The 17,823-nt window shown below is 52.6% G+C and carries 15 protein-coding genes; 7 read left to right on the top strand and 8 right to left on the bottom strand.

The window, feature by feature from the left end:
- Window positions 1-69 precede the first annotated feature (69 nt).
- Window positions 70-300 carry a hypothetical protein gene (locus ACO0LN_RS05770; protein ID WP_422971811.1) on the top strand — a complete coding sequence of 77 codons (231 nt, stop codon included), beginning with the start codon at window positions 70-72 and terminating at the stop codon, window positions 298-300.
- On the opposite strand, the gene ACO0LN_RS05765 is transcribed toward ACO0LN_RS05770, so the two are convergent.
- The 4 genes from ACO0LN_RS05765 to ACO0LN_RS05750 are packed head-to-tail and all read right to left on the bottom strand — an operon-like array spanning window position 297 to window position 4,006.
- Window positions 297-1,409 (bottom strand): TIGR00266 family protein, encoded by a 1,113-nt coding sequence (locus ACO0LN_RS05765; RefSeq protein WP_422971809.1) that lies wholly within the window; start codon window positions 1,407-1,409, stop codon window positions 297-299. The two genes, ACO0LN_RS05770 and ACO0LN_RS05765, sit on opposite strands and share 4 nt — an antisense overlap.
- Window positions 1,410-1,421: 12 nt before the next feature.
- Window positions 1,422-2,102, bottom strand: coding sequence for a TIGR00266 family protein (locus ACO0LN_RS05760; RefSeq protein ID WP_422952480.1), 681 nt, complete (start codon window positions 2,100-2,102; stop codon window positions 1,422-1,424).
- A 9-nt stretch (window positions 2,103-2,111) separates the two neighbouring features.
- Window positions 2,112-2,771, bottom strand: coding sequence for a TIGR00266 family protein (locus ACO0LN_RS05755; protein WP_422952479.1), 660 nt, complete (start codon window positions 2,769-2,771; stop codon window positions 2,112-2,114).
- Window positions 2,772-2,791: 20 nt separating this feature from the next.
- Window positions 2,792-4,006 (bottom strand): M48 family metallopeptidase, encoded by a 1,215-nt coding sequence (locus ACO0LN_RS05750; protein ID WP_422971807.1) that lies wholly within the window; start codon window positions 4,004-4,006, stop codon window positions 2,792-2,794.
- 210 nt (window positions 4,007-4,216) lie between these two features.
- Here ACO0LN_RS05750 and ACO0LN_RS05745 point away from each other — a divergent pair, with 210 nt between their 5' ends.
- Window positions 4,217-5,125: a LysR family transcriptional regulator gene (locus ACO0LN_RS05745; protein WP_422971805.1), complete on the top strand. Its 909-nt coding sequence runs from the start codon at window positions 4,217-4,219 to the stop codon at window positions 5,123-5,125.
- A 23-nt stretch (window positions 5,126-5,148) separates the two neighbouring features.
- Here ACO0LN_RS05745 and ACO0LN_RS05740 read toward each other — a convergent pair whose 3' ends face one another.
- A complete protein-coding gene (locus tag ACO0LN_RS05740; protein ID WP_422971803.1) occupies window positions 5,149-5,550 on the bottom strand; it encodes a hypothetical protein in 402 nt (133 codons plus the stop codon).
- A gap of 215 nt (window positions 5,551-5,765) precedes the next feature.
- Between ACO0LN_RS05740 and ACO0LN_RS05735 the strand changes: the two genes are divergently transcribed.
- Window positions 5,766-8,096, top strand: a complete 2,331-nt coding sequence (locus ACO0LN_RS05735; RefSeq protein ID WP_422971801.1) for a DEAD/DEAH box helicase — start codon at window positions 5,766-5,768, stop codon at window positions 8,094-8,096.
- A gap of 108 nt (window positions 8,097-8,204) precedes the next feature.
- Here the strand turns inward: ACO0LN_RS05735 and ACO0LN_RS05730 are convergent, their stop codons facing one another.
- Window positions 8,205-9,233, bottom strand: a complete 1,029-nt coding sequence (locus ACO0LN_RS05730; RefSeq protein ID WP_422971799.1) for an aldo/keto reductase — start codon at window positions 9,231-9,233, stop codon at window positions 8,205-8,207.
- A 198-nt stretch (window positions 9,234-9,431) separates the two neighbouring features.
- Here ACO0LN_RS05730 and ACO0LN_RS05725 point away from each other — a divergent pair, with 198 nt between their 5' ends.
- Together ACO0LN_RS05725 and ACO0LN_RS05720 are read left to right on the top strand one after the other, a co-directional pair.
- On the top strand, window positions 9,432-10,076 hold the full coding sequence (locus ACO0LN_RS05725; RefSeq protein ID WP_422971797.1) for a TetR/AcrR family transcriptional regulator: 645 nt from the start codon (window positions 9,432-9,434) through the stop codon (window positions 10,074-10,076).
- A 214-nt stretch (window positions 10,077-10,290) separates the two neighbouring features.
- On the top strand, window positions 10,291-11,625 hold the full coding sequence (locus tag ACO0LN_RS05720; protein WP_422971795.1) for an alpha-amylase family glycosyl hydrolase: 1,335 nt from the start codon (window positions 10,291-10,293) through the stop codon (window positions 11,623-11,625).
- 45 nt (window positions 11,626-11,670) lie between these two features.
- Here the strand turns inward: ACO0LN_RS05720 and ACO0LN_RS05715 are convergent, their stop codons facing one another.
- Entirely contained in the window at window positions 11,671-13,869 is a 2,199-nt protein-coding gene (locus tag ACO0LN_RS05715; RefSeq protein ID WP_422971793.1) for a C1 family peptidase, read from the bottom strand.
- 190 nt (window positions 13,870-14,059) lie between these two features.
- Window positions 14,060-15,031 (bottom strand): foldase protein PrsA, encoded by a 972-nt coding sequence (locus ACO0LN_RS05710; RefSeq protein WP_422971791.1) that lies wholly within the window; start codon window positions 15,029-15,031, stop codon window positions 14,060-14,062.
- Window positions 15,032-15,504: 473 nt separating this feature from the next.
- On the opposite strand from ACO0LN_RS05710, the gene ACO0LN_RS05705 reads away from it, so the two are divergent.
- Together ACO0LN_RS05705 and ACO0LN_RS05700 are read left to right on the top strand one after the other, a co-directional pair.
- Window positions 15,505-17,160, top strand: coding sequence for a M20/M25/M40 family metallo-hydrolase (locus tag ACO0LN_RS05705; RefSeq protein ID WP_422971789.1), 1,656 nt, complete (start codon window positions 15,505-15,507; stop codon window positions 17,158-17,160).
- A gap of 99 nt (window positions 17,161-17,259) precedes the next feature.
- Window positions 17,260-17,811 (top strand): hypothetical protein, encoded by a 552-nt coding sequence (locus tag ACO0LN_RS05700; protein ID WP_422971787.1) that lies wholly within the window; start codon window positions 17,260-17,262, stop codon window positions 17,809-17,811.
- Window positions 17,812-17,823 lie beyond the last annotated feature (12 nt).

Below are 17,823 nucleotides of genomic sequence, written 5' to 3'. Positions count from 1 at the left end.
AAATAGCTGCTGGATTAGTTTTTCTCTCCCCAGCAAGAGGGAGGATGTCGGGGTTTCACAAAGCATGCTTTGCAAAACCCTGCCACCATCCATTTAAAGGATGGCCGCTTTGCTGCAAGACAAAAAATAGGAGAGTCCGGCAATCGTCTGCGGTCTTTCTTTTTCCATTTTCTGCCTCGCAGCAAAAGGCAGCGACATATCAGAGCTGTAAAAATTCAAAACAGCTCCGATATCAACGCGGCGATTAATCAACAACAGATCACTCAAATTTCTTCGACCTGCGTTTTGCCTTTTGCTTAATCCTTAGTCGGACGATACTGCCCTGCCCAGCCTGCAAATGCGCCTACGCTGCGTGTCTGTATCCACAATTTACCTTCACCCTTGAAACGGCAGACGAAGCCTTCGCCGGAGAAGAATAAAGACTTGTAGCCGCCAACTTTGCTGATGCTGTATTCCAGGCCTTCGGTGAAGGCGACGATGTTGCCGGTATCAACGACGTAGCCATCTTTGACATCGATTTCTATGATGGCGCCGTAGCTGTTGAGCCACAAATCACCTTCGCCGGAGGCGCGTATCAGGAACAGGCTTTCGCCGGAGAAGAAGCCTTTGGTCAAGCCCTGCCATTTGGTTTCTATATTGATGCCAGGGGTGCTGGCAACAAAGGCACCGCTTTGCAAATACAGGGTTTCGCCGCGCATGTAGCGGTGGATCAGGTCGCCTGGTGTTGCTGGGGCGATACCGATTTCGCCGGGGCCGTTTTCAGCAGTGAATTCATTGAGAAAGAGATTTTCACCGGACAGCATGCGCGAGATGCCGCCTTTCATCTTGGTTTTCATGACCAGATTGGTATCCATCGTGGCCATGGCACTGGCTTCCACTTTCAACATTTGTCCGGGTGGTAGCTGGACGGTGACGAAGCCAAAGTCAGGGCTGCCATCGATCTTGAATTTCAGGCCGGCGAAATCGGTTGTTGCAACTGGCTGCGCCGGAGCAAGCGCTGTCGTGGCTGTGTTGATAGCAGACTCTTGCCTGGCTATCGCTGGCGGTACTGTTTCAACGTTGGATTGTGCCACAACTGCTGGCGCTACTGCAGTTGCGGGGACGGGCGCTGCGGATTCTGCTGCGGATTCTGTTACCACATCAGGCGCAGCAAAGTCACTTTTCGCCGCAACATCCGCATCACTTTGCAAGCGCACCTTCAGACCATTTTTTTCTATGGTCAGCCGGTATTTTTCTGCAGTCTCGCTATCAAGACCACGCTTGATGACACGCGGTGCAGTCTCCAGCAATTGCCTGGCTTGCTCTGCCGGGAGCTTGAACAATTTTTCGACTGTAGCGCAAGCCTGTTCAAAACTGATGCCTTCAGCCAGTTCACCGGTGAGGACGATATCTATCATCGTGTTATTCATTTCTTTTTGTCCTTATCCGCGGGCTTTGAGTTCAGGGCCGAGCAGGCTGCCAAAGCTGTTTTCATTATGTGACTGGCACCAGACTGTGCCCCGGCCAGAAAATTTACAGACCAGGCCTTCACCACCTAGCATGGATTGCAGCCAGCTCTTGCCAGCCTTGGTGATAGAGAATTGCAGGGTTTCGCTAAAGGCGACGATGTGACCGGTATCGACGATGTAATCACCATCGACTTCTATAGGATAAATGGCTCCAAATGAAGAGATCACTGCTGTGCCTTTACCCTTGAGCTTGAGCCAGAAAATGCGTTCGCCAGACAAGAGGGATTTAAAGCCCTGCCAGCCCAGATCGACTTCTATGCCTTCATCGCATGCCAGAAAAGAACCACCCTGCACGATGAGGTTGTCGTTGTTTAATGGCAGTACCAGCATGTCACCGGCGAGATCAGTACCCAGCCAGACTTCGCCTGGTGTGTTTTGTGGTTCAAAATGATTCAGGAATAATGATTCACCGCCGAGCAAACGCTTGGCTGCCTTCAGTAATGAGCCTCCCTGTTTTTTATGGGTGGTCGTGGTGATTTGCATATTGCTGCTCATGGCCAGCATGGCACCGGATTCTGCCGTGCAGACTTCGCCGGGACGCAGGCTGACTTTGGCAGCGGTATTGCCAGGCTGATTGACTAATTCTACGTGCATGATGCGTCCTTACAATTTTGGATTGAGCCAGCCAGCCAGGCTGGAAATACTGCGCGTCTGTATGATGATCTTGCCTTTACCGCTGACACGCGTGACCAGGCCCTCACCACCAAAGAAGCTGGAAAACAAACCGCCTGCGAGTTGCAGATTCAGGCGCAGCGATGGGTCGTAAGCCACCAGGTGACTGGTATCGACGATGTATTCACCATTGACTTCTTTTTCCAGCAATGCACCATAAGCACCAAACCAGACCTTGCCATGACCGCTGACCTTGATTCGGAACAGGCCCTCACGCGCAATCCAGGAGGCGAAACCGGCAAAGCCCAGACCTATCTTGACGCTTTCTTCACAAGCCAGAAAAGCGCCAGGCTGCATGAAATACACTTCATCATTCAGTTCCTTGCACAGGATTTCACCAGGCGTAGGCTGCACGATAGTCATGCTGCGCGGTGCCGAGGTCGCATTGTGAAAGCGGCTGATGAACAGGGATTCACCACCCAGGTATTTGCGCAGCAAACCCTTGATCAGGCCACCATTGAAATGTGCCGTCAGGTCAAGGCTGGCATCCATGCTGGACATGGCATCGGGCTCGGTCATGATGCTCTCACCTGGTGCGAGTTCTACCTCGACGTAGGAGAAGGCATGGCCCCCTTTGATATTTGCTTTCACTGATTACTCCTTTTTGTGTTTCAGGATTGTGGTGTTGAGGACGGGCCTGCTGGCTTGTCTTTGGACTCGGTAGTTGCTGGCTTGGCGACAAATTTTTTGACGGCTTCCTGCAAATCCTTGAAGGCAGCCTCTTGATTAATGTACGACCCTTCAGGTTTACCGATGAGTTCACGTAAATGCGCCATGCGTTTTTCGCTGGTGGGGTGAGTGCTCAGCAAACCCATGGCTTGCTTGTAGGCTTCACGCGCCTGCTTGTTGTCGATTTTTTCGAGAGCAGCTTTTTCTTCTGCAATCATGCGCTCGAAAAAAACTGGCAAGCCGGCCGGATTGATGTTGGCACGTTTTAATAGCAGCACACCTTTTTCATCCGCATCGGTTTCAAAGCGTCGTGAATATTGCTGGCTCAGCAGCATGGGCGCGGCATTGCTGAAGACTGCCAGCAAGCCGCTGACGTCGCCAAACACGGCACTGGCAACCAGGTAAATCCCGGCATTGCCGATGACATTGCGTGTGCCATGACGTTCTTCCACATGGCTGATTTCATGCGCCAGCACGCCCAGTAATTCTTCTGCACTGCCTGCCTTCAGGATCAGGCCAGAATGGATGGCAACATAGCCACCAGGCAGGGCATAGGCATTGGTGCTGCTGTCATTGACGATAGAAATAGAGTAGCGGTATGGCGAATTCGGCAAGGCTTGCAGCAGGGGTGTGGTGAGCGGCTTCAACACCACATCAGCCTCAGCTTTAGGCATGCGCCGGTTTTTCAGGTCATCCTGGGCAGCCACGCTGGCACCGAGTTTTTCTTCCCATTCCACCGGCACCTGTTTGGCGGCATAGGCAGACATGGTGTCCATTTGCCACATCAGGCCTACAGGCACTGCTATCAGCAAGAGGCTGAAACCTATCAATGCTCCCCAGCCATAGGCACGCTTGCGGCCCGCCGCAGCGATCTGGCGTGAGCATTCAGGGTGAGCAAGCAATACCGGGTTTTTCAAGATGCTGAGGTCACTGGTATACAGCACCAGGTCAGGCTTGTGGGCATGCTTGATGAACACCAGTTTATTCGCTGCACCACCCAGTGTCAGTTCCAGTTGCGCAAATGGCAGAGTGCCCAGCAAAGAGGCCACCTGATAACTGACCCCCAGTTGCGACAGGCTCAGTTCACCAGTATCCCGGCCACCTGGCAAGGATGCGTGAAAAGCGTGGCAAGGGTATTTGCTGGAAGCAAGCTCCATGTTAATCCTGAAGTAATATAAAAAGCTGTCTATAGCTTGCTGAAGAAGCAGGCAAATTTAGTCAGAGCGTCAGAATTATAAAGCAGCGATCCATATTTTTTGTTTAAGTTTTCAAACCTGACAAAACATGGTATTGACGCTGCAGGGGTGTGGCTGTTAGTGCATCGTAGTGCATCGCCTGCAAGTATTATGTTTCCCTGTGCCGATATAATGCTTTCGTTATTAAAAGAACTCCTGCCCATGTCACCAGACTTGAATGATTTACTCGCTTTTGCCCGCGTTGCAGAATGCCGCAGCTTTCGCCAGGCTGCGCAAGAATTGCAACTCACGGCTTCTGCACTGAGCCATACCATGACCAGGATGGAGAAAAAACTGGGCATGCGCCTGCTGCAAAGAACTACCCGCAGCGTCAGCCTGACACCGGCGGGTGAACGCTTGCTGCAGAGTCTGCAACCGGCGCTGCAGGAAATCCAGGGCGCTCTCGAAAGTCTGAATGAACTCCGGGACAAGCCAGTTGGCCGCTTGCGCCTGAATGTGCCGCGCCCGGCGGCGCAACTCACGCTGGCCCCGGTCATGGCTGCGTGGCATGCCGCCTACCCTGAAGTCGAACTTGAAGTCGTCAGCAGTGATGCCCTCATCGATATCGTGGAACAGGGCTTTGATGCAGGCCTGCGTTTTGGGGAAAGCCTGCAGCAGGACATGGTGGCTATCCCGGTGGGGCGCGAAATCCGTTTTGTCGTCTGTGCCTCTCCTGCCTATTTGCAAAAACACGGTGTACCTGAAACGCCACATGAGCTGTTGCAGCATCAATGCATACAATTCCGTTTCCCCAGCGGGCAAAGATATCGCTGGGAATTCCAGCGCGGGCAGGAAAAGATGGAAGTTGCCACTACCGGCGCGCTGGTGTTTGATGATTTCTATGTGGCGACGCGGGTCGCCTGCGATGGTGCCGGGATTTGCTATACCTATTGTGGCTATGCCGATGAGCTGGTAAAGCAGGGGAAATTGCAATACGTGCTGGAAGACTGGTGGCCAGCGCCTGAGCGCAGCTATTTATACTACCCCAGCCGCCGTCATCAGTCGGCGGCTTTGCGGGCTTTCATCGATTTCATGAAGTGAGTTCTAGCGTATTTCAACGCCATCTATTTTGGCGTTTGCGCAACCGACCAGGAAAAACTGCCGCCTTTTGATTTGACCGCTTCATACAGGGTACTGACCTGCTTATCTGCATTGTTGTCCTGGGCGGCGATTTTATTGCTGGTTTGCAGTTTCCATTTTTTTGTTGTGGCTTTATCGCTGGCTGCAGAGACGCTATACGTCAATTCGTAATGCAGCCCCAGAGCGTCAACGGCCTTGCGGAATGTATCCAGGGTTGCCTCGTCTTCAGTCTCATACGAGATTTTCAACAGTACATCGACCTGGGGATTTTTTGCATACTGGCGAATGAGATCAGAGGGCAGGTCAGCAGCACTGGCCGTGTTGGGAGTAAGAGCAGTGCCGGCAAGACAGATAAAGGCAGATGCAAATACGAGGTATTTTTTCATGGTGTTGAGCTCGGTTTATTTAGTATGACTCATTAGTTTAAGTGCCAAATTCATATCAAATAATATCAAATATATACTTTGCAAGTAAGTAAATATTTTATTTTTTGTCAAGTGCCGCTGACAGGTATTTCCCCTGACTTACCCACAGAAGAGTAAACTATAGGGATAACCATCTTGTCGCATCCTGCGATACGAAAGAACGAGCGAGCATCGCCATGTCAGAAAACACACCTCCGATTACCTTTGAAGACCTGCAACTGAGTGCGCCTATTTTGCGCGCCTTGCAGGATGTAGGCTATGAAACACCGTCGCCGATACAGGCGGCCACCATCCCGATTTTGCTGTCCAACCGTGACGTCCTGGGCCAGGCCCAGACTGGTACTGGTAAAACTGCTGCCTTTGCCCTGCCTGTCCTGTCGCGCATCGATATCCGTCAGACTACCCCGCAAGCGCTGGTGCTGGCACCAACGCGTGAACTGGCAATACAGGTGGCTGAAGCCTTTCAGACCTATGCACGCCATATCCCCGGCTTTCATGTCTTGCCTATCTACGGTGGCCAAAGCTATGGCCCGCAACTCTCGGCCCTGCGCCGTGGTGTGCATGTCGTGGTGGGTACGCCTGGCCGTGTCATCGACCATCTGGACAAAGGCACGCTGGATTTATCCGCCCTGAAAACCCTGGTGCTGGATGAAGCTGATGAAATGCTGCGCATGGGCTTTATTGATGATGTAGAGCGCATCCTGCAAGAAACACCGGAAGGCCGCCAGACAGCATTGTTCTCGGCCACCATGCCTGCTGCCATCAAGCGCATCGCCCAGACTTACCTGAACAAACCGGCAGAAGTGACAGTCGCCGCCAAGACCGGCACGGCCGACAATATCCGCCAGCGCTACTGGCTGGTCAGTGGCATGCACAAGCTCGATGCCCTGACACGCATACTGGAAGCCGAGACTTTCGACGGCATGATCATTTTTGCCCGTACCAAACTCGGTACCGAAGAACTGGCAGCCAGGCTGGGTGCGAGAGGCTTCTCGGTTGCTGCCATCAATGGCGACATCAACCAGCAACAGCGTGAACGCACCATACAGCAGCTGAAAGACGGCAAGATCGATATCCTGGTCGCTACTGACGTTGCTGCCCGTGGTCTGGACGTAGAGCGTATCAGCCATGTCATCAACTATGACGTACCGTATGATCCGGAAAGCTACACTCACCGCATAGGCCGTACCGGCCGTGCCGGTCGTAGTGGTGAAGCCATCCTGTTTATCACACCGCGCGAAAAGAACTTGTTGAAAGCGATTGAGAGAGCAACGCGTCAGCCAGTGTCACCACTGGAATTGCCAACCATACAGACCGTTAACAATGTCCGTATCGCCCGTTTCAAGGATCAGATTACTGCCACGCTGGCACAAGGCGGCCTGGAAGAATTCACGTCCCTGATCGAAGATTTTGAACGTGAACAAAATATCCCGGCAGTGGAAATTGCTGCGGCGCTGGCCAAGATGGCGCGTGGCGATGAACCTTTGCTGCTCGATAAAAACCGCAAAGAAACCAAGACCGACGATAGCTGGCGCGATGAGCGTCCTGCCCGCGCTGAACGTGGCGACCGTGGTGACCGCGATCGTGGTGACCGCGGCGACCGGGGTGACCGTTTCGAACGCGCACCGCGTGAAGACCGTGGTGCACGCCGTGAACACAGCCCGCGCACACCAGAGCCTGGCATGCAGACTTTCCGTATTGCGGTGGGCCATGATCATGGCGTCAAGCCCGGCAATATCGTTGGTGCAATTGCCAATGAAGCCAATATAGAATCCAAGTTCATCGGCCGTATCGATATCTATGATGACTACACCATCCTTGATCTGCCAGACAATCTGCCTGGCGACATGATGGAACACCTGAGTTCAGTACGTGTGGCTGGCCAGGCCCTGCGCATTAGCGCAGAAAAAGGCCAGGGCAGCAGCTCGCCAGCATCTCGTCCTGCACCACGTGCAGCACGTGAAGAAGCGCCTCGCGAACGTGCTCCACGTATAGCTGAAGCCGCACCTGGCAGCAAGCTGAACCAGGTAGTCGATCGTGCCGCTCGCGCCCCTTTGGATGAAGAGCGCCCGGCCAAGCCTAAAAAAGACAAGGCTGACGGCAAAGGCAAGGTCGGCATCCCCATGCTGACTTACCGTATCGAAGTCGGCAAGGCTGATGCGGTAACGCCTAGCAATATCGTTGGTGCAATTGCCAATGAAGCCGGTCTCGAAGCCAAGCACATAGGCCGCATCGATATTTTTGACGACTACAGTACACTGGATTTGCCAGATGGCATGCCCAAGGAATTGCTGAAGCAATTGAAAGGCGTCTGGGTCGCAGGCAAGCAAATCCAGATCAGCCCGGTCGGTGAAGACCATGTGCGCAAGCCTTTGCCAGTCAACCAGCCATCACCTTTCGGCCCCAAGAAAGCAGGCGGTGATCGCCGCGTGACAGAAAAAGCCAAGGGTTATGGCGCGGGCAAACCGGCAGCCGCCAAGCCACATCGCAAAGGCCCTAAAGCCTGATTGGCATGACTGCGCCATGATGGTGCCAGTTCGTCACATCTGAAACACTAGCTTGAATACCCCCGCGCTTGCGGGGGTATTTGTTTGTGTGGGCGGTTTTATCTTTGCTCAGGCAGCAGCGCGTTCTGCATCTGGCCTGCGGCGCAACCTGAACTGAGTAATTGCCGGCGGGTTGTAGCCCGCGTGCAAAGGGCCGACGTCAGTTCCCGGTGCGACGATCTGGTCTATTTTATCCAGCACTTCATCACTGAGCGCGACACCAGCACCTGCCAGCAGATCATCCAGTTGCGCCATCGTGCGCGGCCCGAGGTTGGCCGAGGTCACGCCTGGGTGGGCAATTGCGAAAGCCATCGCCATGTGTGTCAGTGATAATCCAGCTTCCTGCGCGACGATGATCAGTTGTTCAACGGCGTCCAGTTTGCCTGCATCTGTCATATAGCCGGGATTGAAACGCACGCGTGCGCTATCGGTTTGCTGGCCCTTGCGATATCTGCCGGTCAGCAAACCCATGGACAAGGGGCTCCATACCATCACGCCCATGCCATACTTTTCGCAAGTCGGTAGCACTTCCCTTTCTATGCTGCGGTTGAGTATCGAATAAGAAGGTTGCTCGCAACGGAAGCGTGCCAGCCCGCGCTTTTCGGCTACCCATTGCGCTTCCACGATCTCCGAGACCGGAAAGGTGGATGATCCTATGGCACGTATTTTCCCTGCGCGCACCAGGTCGGTCAGTGCCGACAGGGTTTCTTCTATGTCGGTGTCCGGTGCTGGCCTGTGTATCTGGAACAGGTCTATGTAATCGGTCTGCAGGCGGCGCAGGGAATCCTCCACTGCACGCACCAGCCAGCGCCGTGAATTGCCTTGCTGGTTGGGGTCAGTACCCATGGGCAGATTGGCCTTGGTCGCCAGCACGACATCATCGCGGCGGCCCTTGAGCGCCTTGCCAACAATCTCTTCCGACTCGCCACGGCTATAGAAATCTGCGGTATCGATAAAGTTGATGCCAGCGTCGAGTGCCTTGTGGATGATGCGGATCGAGTCTTCATGGTCAGCATTGCCGACTGCGCCAAACATCATCGCGCCCAGGCAATAAGGGCTGACCTTGATGCCGGTTTTTCCTAGCGTACGGTATTGCATATGGTTTATTCCTGTAGTTGAGAGAATTAAATGAATCAGTTAAATGAGTTCTGATGACCGTCGGCGAAATCAGCGTGCTGAGAGGTAAAATAGAACATCGTTCCAGATTAATCGGAACATCGCTCCGTTTTATTATACGGAACGATGTTCCGTATTTCAAGAAAAGAATAAAATTGGAAATAAAAATGGAAGTGAAAAGTGGAAATAAATAAGCTGGCTCCAAGTGTAGGCAGTGAAAGCGGCTGGAATGAAGAGCAAAAGCCCAGACGCGTGCGCGCTGATGCACAACGCAGTACAGATGCCTTGCTGGAGGCTGCCCTGGAAGTGTTTGCCACTTCCGGCGTGGACGCGCCAGTGCGCGAGATTGCCCAGCGGGCAGGCGTAGGTGTCGGCACCCTGTATCGCCGCTTCCCGCAGCGCTCAGACCTGGTTATTGCGGTGTTTCGTCATGAAGTGGATGCCTGTGCCGACGCTGCACCCGTGCTGGCGGCTCAATATGCGCCTGGTGAGGCTGTCGCGCAATGGATGCTGCGCTATGTCGATTTCATCGCCGCCAAGCGCGGGCTGGCGGCAGCGCTGCATTCGGGTGACCCGGCATTCGCCGTTTTGCCTGCCTACTTCCAGCAGCACCTTGAGCCAGCGCTCAGCAGTTTGCTCGAGGCTGCAGCAGCGGCAGGCGATATGCGCTCAGATATAGCTCCCTATGATTTGCTGCGGGCAGTCGCCAATTTATCAACAACGACGCAGGAAGGCGGACCAGAACATGCGCGACGCGTGCTGGCTTTGCTGGTCGATGGCTTGCGTTATGGCGCCAAGCCCGTCACTGGTACAAGCAAAGTGTAGATAATAAAATAATCAGGATGTGTATTTTAACTACATTTAGATATCTGTCTAAACATCCAGTTTTTTGATAGACATGATATCGTTCTCAAGAAAATTACATAGAGTGATCATTGTTTTTGAAAAGACCGATTAGGAATCCTCATCTTTCTTTTTCTTGATCTGCATTTTTTATTGATGTATCTTAACTACATAAATTAAACAATGAGACAAGTTCATGAAGACACTAACTGGCCTGGCTCTGCTGGGATTAATAGCCCTGCCTGTGCTTGCACAAACCACCAGCACGGTAAAACACCCGGTGTGGAGCAAGAATGCCGCGATTTATGAAGCAAACATCCGCCAGCATTCACCAGAGGGCAGTTTCAAGCGTTTTCAGGAATACTTGCCTGAACTGAAAAAGATGGGAGTAGGCATTATCTGGATCATGCCCATCAATCCCATAGGTGAGAAAAACCGCAAGGGGACTCTGGGCAGTTATTATGCCGTGCGTGATTACAAGGGCGTCAATCCAGAATTTGGTACACCAGCTGATTTCAAAAATCTTGTCGATGCCGCCCACGCGCAAGGCACGAAGGTCATCATAGACTGGGTCGCCAATCACACTGCCTGGGACCATCCCTGGGCCACATCCCATCCCGAGTATTACCTGAAGAATGAAAAAGGCGAATTCGTCCCGCCTGTGCCGGACTGGCAGGACGTCATCAAGCTCAATTATGCGAACAAGCAGTTGCGCGCAGAAATGATAGATGCGCTGAAGTTCTGGCTGACTGAATATGGCATCGATGGTTACCGTTGCGATGTTGCCGAGATGGTACCAACTGATTTCTGGAACGAAGCGCGGGCAGCACTGGACAAGGTAAAACCAGTCTTCATGCTGGCAGAAGCCGAGGCTACAGACTTGCATGAAAAAGCCTTTGACATGACGTATGCCTGGCAACTCAAGGATGTGTTTGGCGAGATCGCCAAAGGCAAGAAAAATGCAAATGATCTGGCCGCCTATATGGCCGGGCCAGAAAAGAAATTTCACCGCAATGCCTACCGCATGCTGCATACCTCCAACCATGATCTGAACTCATGGGAAGGTACAGAATTTGAACGCCTTGGTGATGGCGCAGAAAACTTCCTCGTCTTGTCGAACCTGCTGAAAGGCATGCCCTTATTGTATTCAGGCCAGGAGGCTGGCAATACCAAACGCCTGGAATTCTTTGAGCGTGACCCCATCAAGTGGCAAGATCATCCTTACAAGGCTATCTACACCACGCTGTTCCATTTGAAGAAAACCAATCAGGCTTTGTGGAACGGTACTGAGGGTGCAGAGCAGATGCGTATAGCCACATCGAATGATGCATCCATCTATGCGTTTTCACGCAGCAAGGCAGCAAATCAGGTCGTGGGTATTTTTAATCTGAGCGGGCAAGCACAAAGCTTTAGCCTGAACCAGCCAGTTGCGGCTGGACTCAGCAATCTGTTTAGCGGCAAGAGGGAAACGCTTAAATCAGGCCAGGAAATTGAACTCAAACCCTGGGAATACAAGGTCTTGGTCAAGTAAAAAAATGGCAAGCCGCAGCACACAATCGCCGCGGTTTGTGCAGATTTAATAATCAAGATCCAGCACAGGTGCAGGCAAGGCATCTGTTGTTGCCAGACCGAGGATGCACGCCAGGGTTTGTGCGACCACATTCACGTCATTATCAAAACTGCCATGGGCAAGCGGGATCAGGCGCTTGCCGCAATTGACGTGACTAGCATCGATGATGTGCAAATTGCTCCTTTGCTCTGCTGTCAGCCCCTTGCCATCTTCAGCAAAATCGCGGGGCAGTTTTTTACCCCAGTAAAATTTATTCCAGCTCTTCAAGGTGGCGAGGCTGGATACATTCCATTGTTCCTCTGCCATTTTGTCACCATTGAAGTAGGCCGCATCGAGGCTGGCAGCCATACCCAGCAAGGGTGTTTTATGGCGGGTTTCAAAAGCGCGGGCCACCAGGTAGAGCAGGGATTTGCGATACACCAGATAGACATTGTCAGTGCGCTCGCGCCGGTCTGACATCAGATGCAGGTGAAAATTCTCGCGTGCCAGTATGCCGCTTTCCATCGCAGGGCGGTAAGTGCTTTCTGCAAATTCCAGGCTACAGGCCGGTGCATACAGACTGCATGTGCTGACTGCCAGTTTGCGTGCGGCCAGCAAGCCCAGTAAATGGCCCAGAGCTATGGAACCTGCTGAGTGGCCTATCAGATGGATTTCCAGCTTGCCCTTGCCCAGCTCCCTGCTTAATTGTTTCAGGCGTTCGGCGATGGCCAGCAGGCCGCGTGGCGGATCACCATCTTCTGTAGCCAGTGCTGCATTTTGCTTCATCTGCATCCACTGCGATTTGCCACCTATGCTGGCTGCAAGGTTTTCTATCGTGCGGTCCATGACATCAACGGCTGTATTCTTGAGCTGCTCCAGCCAGTCGCTGGAGACTACCGAGCCTGTCAGGTAATCCCGCAATTTATCCTTGAGCACGTCCCCCATGGTTTCTGTGAGCCCGGTTTTCCAGGTGATGAAAACCGGGTATATACCGTTTGCCAGAAAACTGGGTGCCATGGCGGCAATGCGCTTGAGTGACTCAGCTTCACTATGAAGGCCACCATGAGCATACAGGGCAAGTTTCAAGACCTTGTTTTTGCTGTGTTGTTTGAGCCAGGCTTGTGGTGCCTGCACCAGTACTTTTTCTACCGTTGCTGCGGCATCGGCAACTTCGAGCAATCTTTGTATCAGACCACCATCGTTGCCCATGACCACGGTCAGGCTATACGCCTGGTCCATGCTGAGTACCGCCTGACCAGGCTTGCCTGCGGGATGGGCACCACCGGGCAACAGGGCTGATCCACTGGCCTTGAAGGCGGCAACAGGCGGGATATTCGCCTGAGGGGACAGCTGTTTCTCAGCACGAGTGCGGTTCACCGCATCAACATAGCGCACGGGCACGCCCAGGGATACGGTCCAGGCATCTGTGCCATTTACCAGCCAGTCGTCATAGGTGATGATGGCGAAACCCTGCAGGCCCCAATCTGCGCCCCAGGAGTTTTGCACGACAAAACCCTGGTCGGTATAACCGAGCAAGGCAAAGGCATGGCCACCGGCCTTGACCTCGCTAAAGCTGACTACAGGCAATTGCTCCAGCTTGCTGAAGCTGCTTGCTTTTGATGTCGGTACCTCGGACCAGCCCTGATGCAGCTTGCATGAGACATAGATGGCACCAATCTCCAGGATGGCCGCCTGCATGTCGGTGATCGATGTTTTATCTATGCGGTAATACACACCCAGGGCGCGGCTCAGTGCGTCTTTTTCCCAGCCCGGTTTTGGCGCTTCAAAGGCTGCTACCTGGTCATTTTTATTGACCGTATAGGGCCACAGCGCACGGCTGCAGACACCATGCTTGTGCCAGCCCTTGAGAGCACCGCGACAGCTGGAGCCCAGATAATCTTCACCCGGCCATTCGTCATAAAGCTGAGCGAGGTGGTAAATCATGCGTGGGCTGCTTTCCTTGTTGCTGGTGTCGCGCAGCCAGAACAGGTAATTGATGACGGCGGCCAGACCAAAGCCAGTACAGGCACCGTCCGAGCCCTGGTTCAAAATCATGCCTGCCTTGATGTAGCTGGCAAGCTGGTTCTTGATAAAGCCGCTATCCGGGTAGGATACTGGCAGGTTCAGCACGCGGGGCGTGTAGATGCGGTCGCGGATATCAAGGCGGTCAGGGCGCGCATCCAGGGCCAGTTCGCTGCCGTTGAAAGGTATGATCTGGGCTGGCATGCAGGCCTCCTGGGTCAGTATGAAGGATTTCTATGGAGAATGTTGCTTGAAATATTGGCAACAATAGTGTCTCAGGATTTATTTGGCTTGGCAATAGTTCAATGAATAGCGATATCTGGAAAAGCCTGCAGATAAAGAAAAAGGCCGCCAAGACTAGCTTGACGGCCTTTTGCCCAAAAATTACTGAAGCTTATTTTTTCGCTGCGTCAGCAGGAGCGGATGCTGCTGCAGATGCTGCCGGTACCACTGTCGGCGTGACTGACAAAGGCGCACCTGATGCTGCCGGTGCAGAAGCCGCGGCTGGCGCTTCCTTGATTTCTATCTTGGCTTTAGCCTTGATGTCATCCAGCATTTTCTTCAGGTTCTTTTGCTGCAATTGCTGGCTCAGACCGGACTTGACTTCTTCCAGCGGAGGAATAGTCACAGGACGGGAATCGTCGAGGATGATGACGTGGTAACCAAACTGGGATTTGACTGGCTCCTCAGTGAATTTGCCTTTTTCCAGTTTAGCGACTGCTGCGCCAAATTCCGGCACCATGCCGCGTGGGTTGAACCAGCCCAGATCACCACCATTGGCTTTGGAGCCAGGGTCTTGTGATTTGGCTTTGGCCAGGCCTTCGAAAGACTTCACGTCTTTCTTGATCTTGGCGATGATGTCTTTCGCTTCATCTTCTGTTTTTACCAGGATATGGCGTGCCTTGTATTCATTGCCACCATTGCTTTTCTTGAATTCTTCGTATTCAGCTTTCAGAGCATCATCCGAGACGGCTGCTGTCTTGATGTAATCCTTGACATAGGCATTAGCCAGGATGGATTGACGCGTCATTTCGATCTGATCGGCCACTTCTGGCTTTTTATCCAGACCTTTGTTGACAGCTTCTTTGGCTACAACGATTTGCATGGCCAGATTGTCGATGACCATCTTGCGTGTTTCAGCCGTATCAGGCATGCCTTGGGCGGCCTGTTGCTGCATGATCTGATCCAGTTGTTTCTTGCTGATAGGCGTGCCATCGACAGTGGCTGCGACTTCGCTACTTGCAGCAGCCGACGCAGAAGCGGAAGCCGAGGCTGACGCAGCCTTGTCTGCATTCTTATCATTACAGGCGCTGAGTACCAACAAGGCAAGAGCGCTACCCAGGACGACACGGGACTTAATTGACATACACATTCCTTCAATATTGAGCTGACTTTGCAGCAGATATCATGCCTGTCGGCATACGACGATTTAAAAAATGACGCTGAATTCTACTCGTGATTGTACCTGTCATGCTAGTTATTCACTTTTACTTACCAAATTTCAGTGAAAATATCTGCCGTCGGCTCCTGTCAAAGCCAGCCGTCAATGCCCTGACTGATGCTGGCATAAATAGCATGTCCCCTGCATGCTCATCGTTATTTCGATGACAAATTTAAATTCCGGCAAATTTGTCAGGTATTTCTGTTAAAAATGAGGAATATTTCTTAAATGCACGGAAGTCAGGGAACAAATTTTGACTTGCTCACTCCAAACAGGAGGTTTTATCCGGTATAAGAATGGCAATCAAGGCCCATACCGGCAATTAAAAAGCATCGTACAGGGAGCTTTGGCCAATCCGGCCAGAAATTTCGATAGAAGAATCCAAACAGGAGACATGAATGCGTATTTTGCAGGTTTTATGTGGCACAGCCCTCATCGCCACCAGCTTTAGCGGCCAGCTTGCGCTTGCCGCCAGTGAAGAAAAAATCGACCTCGATCTGATTACCAAATTGCGCGACGAGGCCATGAACCGTTCCAAGGCGCAAGAGATACTGGGCACACTCACAGATGAAATTGGCCCGCGCCTGACCGGTTCGCCCGCACTGCGCAAGGCAGGTGACTGGACCCGCAGCAAATTTGGTGAATGGGGCCTGCAAAATATTCATAGCGAAAGCTTTGCCCCCTTTGGCCGTGGCTGGACGCTGGAAAAAACCACACTGCGCATGGTTGCGCCTTCGCAAGTCGATCTGTATGCGATCCCCAAGGCATGGACACCAGGCACAAATGGACTGCAGCGTGGCAAGCTGATCATCGCAAAAATGGTAGCAGATGAGGATCTGCCAAAATGGAAAGGCAAGCTGGCTGGTGCCATCGTCTTGCTCGATGAACCATTGCCGATCAAACCGCATGTGAAGGCAGATGCGCACAGGTATACACATGAAGAACTGAGTGAGCTCAGTAAGATCGATTTCGAGCCGTCAGCCTCCCGCCGTGGCGATATACAGACTTACCTGAAGCGTTTTGCATTCGCCAAAAAACTGCGCACCTTCCTGGCAGAAGAAAAAGCCCTGGCTGCTCTGAATGTGACCCGCGGCGAAGACGGTACCATCTTTGTACAGGAAGGTGGCTCATACAAGAAAGATGAAGTGACCGGCCCGCCTACCCTGGTCGTTGCCAGCGAAACCTATAACCGTCTGTATCGCCTGGTCGAAAAGAAAAAAGATGTGGAACTGGAAATTGATGTCAAAGCCACGTTCAGCGACGAAGACCCGGAAGCTGCCATCAATGTGCTGGCAGAAATCCCCGGCACAGATAAAAAAGACGAGATCGTCATGCTCGGTGCCCATCTGGATTCCTGGCATGGTGGCACAGGCGCGACAGACAATGCCGCCGGCGTTGCCATGGCAATGGAAGCTGTGCGACTCTTGAAGGCGACTGGTTTCAAACCACGCCGCACCATACGCATCGCTCTGTGGGGTGGTGAAGAACAGGGTTTGCTGGGTTCACGTGCCTATGTCAATAAATGGATAGCGTCCCGCCCTGAACCAACTGACCCCAAGGAACTTGAACTGCCGACTTTTGCACGCAAACCCACCGGACCGCTCAGTATCAAACCCATGCACAGCAAGATTTCTGCCTACTTCAATCTCGATAATGGCGGCGGTAAAATCCGTGGCATCTATGCAGAAAACAATGCGACCTTAAAACCGATATTTGATGCCTGGCTGGCGCCATTCAATGATGTCGGTGCAACCACGACGACGCTGCGCAATACTGGCAGCACCGACCATGTGAGCTTTGACCGCGTTGGCGTGCCCGGTTTCCAGTTTGTCCAGGATGATATGGATTACTTCAGCCGCACCCATCACTCCAGCATGGACGTGTATGACAAAGTACAAAAGAGCGACCTGACCCAGGCTTCGATGATACTGGCGAGCTTCGTTGCCCATGCTGCCAACCGCAATGACATGCTGCCGCGCAAGCCTATGCCTAAAGATCCACCGCCAGACGAGAAGAAAGAAGACAAGGCAACTGAAGAGACAGCGGTCAAATAAATAATACAGATACTTTATTCTTTCAAAAAGGCCATTTGCGCTTAGTCTTCCCGAACAGGAATACAATGCGCCTTTGGCTTTTTTTGATTGAGACAAGAGATGAGTGAAGTTAGCCTGGCCAGCGTGGAAGATATTCCCGATAACCTGGCCGAGATATTGCCAGTGGGCATGATCGCGGGTGGAGGCGTGGCAGCACTGGCCATGGCGGCAGTAGCCAACCGCAAGTTTTTGGCGGCCCAATCAGCAGAACAGCAAAACAGTGGTTGGCAGGCATTCCACTATGAGCGCATTTCTGCAAGCGAATTTGAAATCACAGGCGGTATTGCCGACCCAAGTTCCGGCGGTAAAAAATTTCATGGTGCGCATGACATCGTCATCATTACCGAAGCCGAAGTTCTGGCTGAAATGCAATTGATGCTGCCGCCAGCAGCAAAGACAGCTTTAGCGAATGCCTCTACGGCTCCAGCTCAAACCCTTACCACCATAAAGGGCACAAATACAGCCAATGTACTGAAAGTGATTTTTACTTTGCCGGAGGATGAAGCCGGTCGTCAAAGAATCCTGCGTGCATTTCAGCTACAGGCCGATTTTTTTGGCGCAAAAGTACAGGCTTGCTCATTGCATGATGCCAGCTTATTGAAGCTGGATTAAGCTGGATTAAGC

It is taken from the genome of Undibacterium sp. TC9W (assembly GCF_049339865.1).
Lineage (GTDB): Bacteria > Pseudomonadota > Gammaproteobacteria > Burkholderiales > Burkholderiaceae_D > Undibacterium.
The sequence above is the reverse complement of the archived record's forward strand: the minus strand, read 5'-3'. Positions and strand labels throughout refer to the sequence as shown.

What these genes read in the sequence shown, in the direction of transcription:
- ACO0LN_RS05735 (WP_422971801.1), top strand. Translation starts at nt 5,766, where the DNA reads ATGTCAGAAAACACACCTCCGATTACCTTTGAAGACCTGCAACTGAGT.
- ACO0LN_RS05745 (WP_422971805.1), top strand. Translation starts at nt 4,217, where the DNA reads ATGCTTTCGTTATTAAAAGAACTCCTGCCCATGTCACCAGACTTGAAT.
- ACO0LN_RS05740 (WP_422971803.1), bottom strand. Translation starts at nt 5,550, where the DNA reads ATGAAAAAATACCTCGTATTTGCATCTGCCTTTATCTGTCTTGCCGGC.
- ACO0LN_RS05720 (WP_422971795.1), top strand. Translation starts at nt 10,291, where the DNA reads ATGAAGACACTAACTGGCCTGGCTCTGCTGGGATTAATAGCCCTGCCT.
- ACO0LN_RS05700 (WP_422971787.1), top strand. Translation starts at nt 17,260, where the DNA reads ATGAGTGAAGTTAGCCTGGCCAGCGTGGAAGATATTCCCGATAACCTG.
- ACO0LN_RS05715 (WP_422971793.1), bottom strand. Translation starts at nt 13,869, where the DNA reads ATGCCAGCCCAGATCATACCTTTCAACGGCAGCGAACTGGCCCTGGAT.
- ACO0LN_RS05760 (WP_422952480.1), bottom strand. Translation starts at nt 2,102, where the DNA reads ATGCACGTAGAATTAGTCAATCAGCCTGGCAATACCGCTGCCAAAGTC.
- ACO0LN_RS05750 (WP_422971807.1), bottom strand. Translation starts at nt 4,006, where the DNA reads ATGGAGCTTGCTTCCAGCAAATACCCTTGCCACGCTTTTCACGCATCC.
- ACO0LN_RS05710 (WP_422971791.1), bottom strand. Translation starts at nt 15,031, where the DNA reads ATGTCAATTAAGTCCCGTGTCGTCCTGGGTAGCGCTCTTGCCTTGTTG.
- ACO0LN_RS05765 (WP_422971809.1), bottom strand. Translation starts at nt 1,409, where the DNA reads ATGAATAACACGATGATAGATATCGTCCTCACCGGTGAACTGGCTGAA.
- ACO0LN_RS05730 (WP_422971799.1), bottom strand. Translation starts at nt 9,233, where the DNA reads ATGCAATACCGTACGCTAGGAAAAACCGGCATCAAGGTCAGCCCTTAT.
- ACO0LN_RS05705 (WP_422971789.1), top strand. Translation starts at nt 15,505, where the DNA reads ATGCGTATTTTGCAGGTTTTATGTGGCACAGCCCTCATCGCCACCAGC.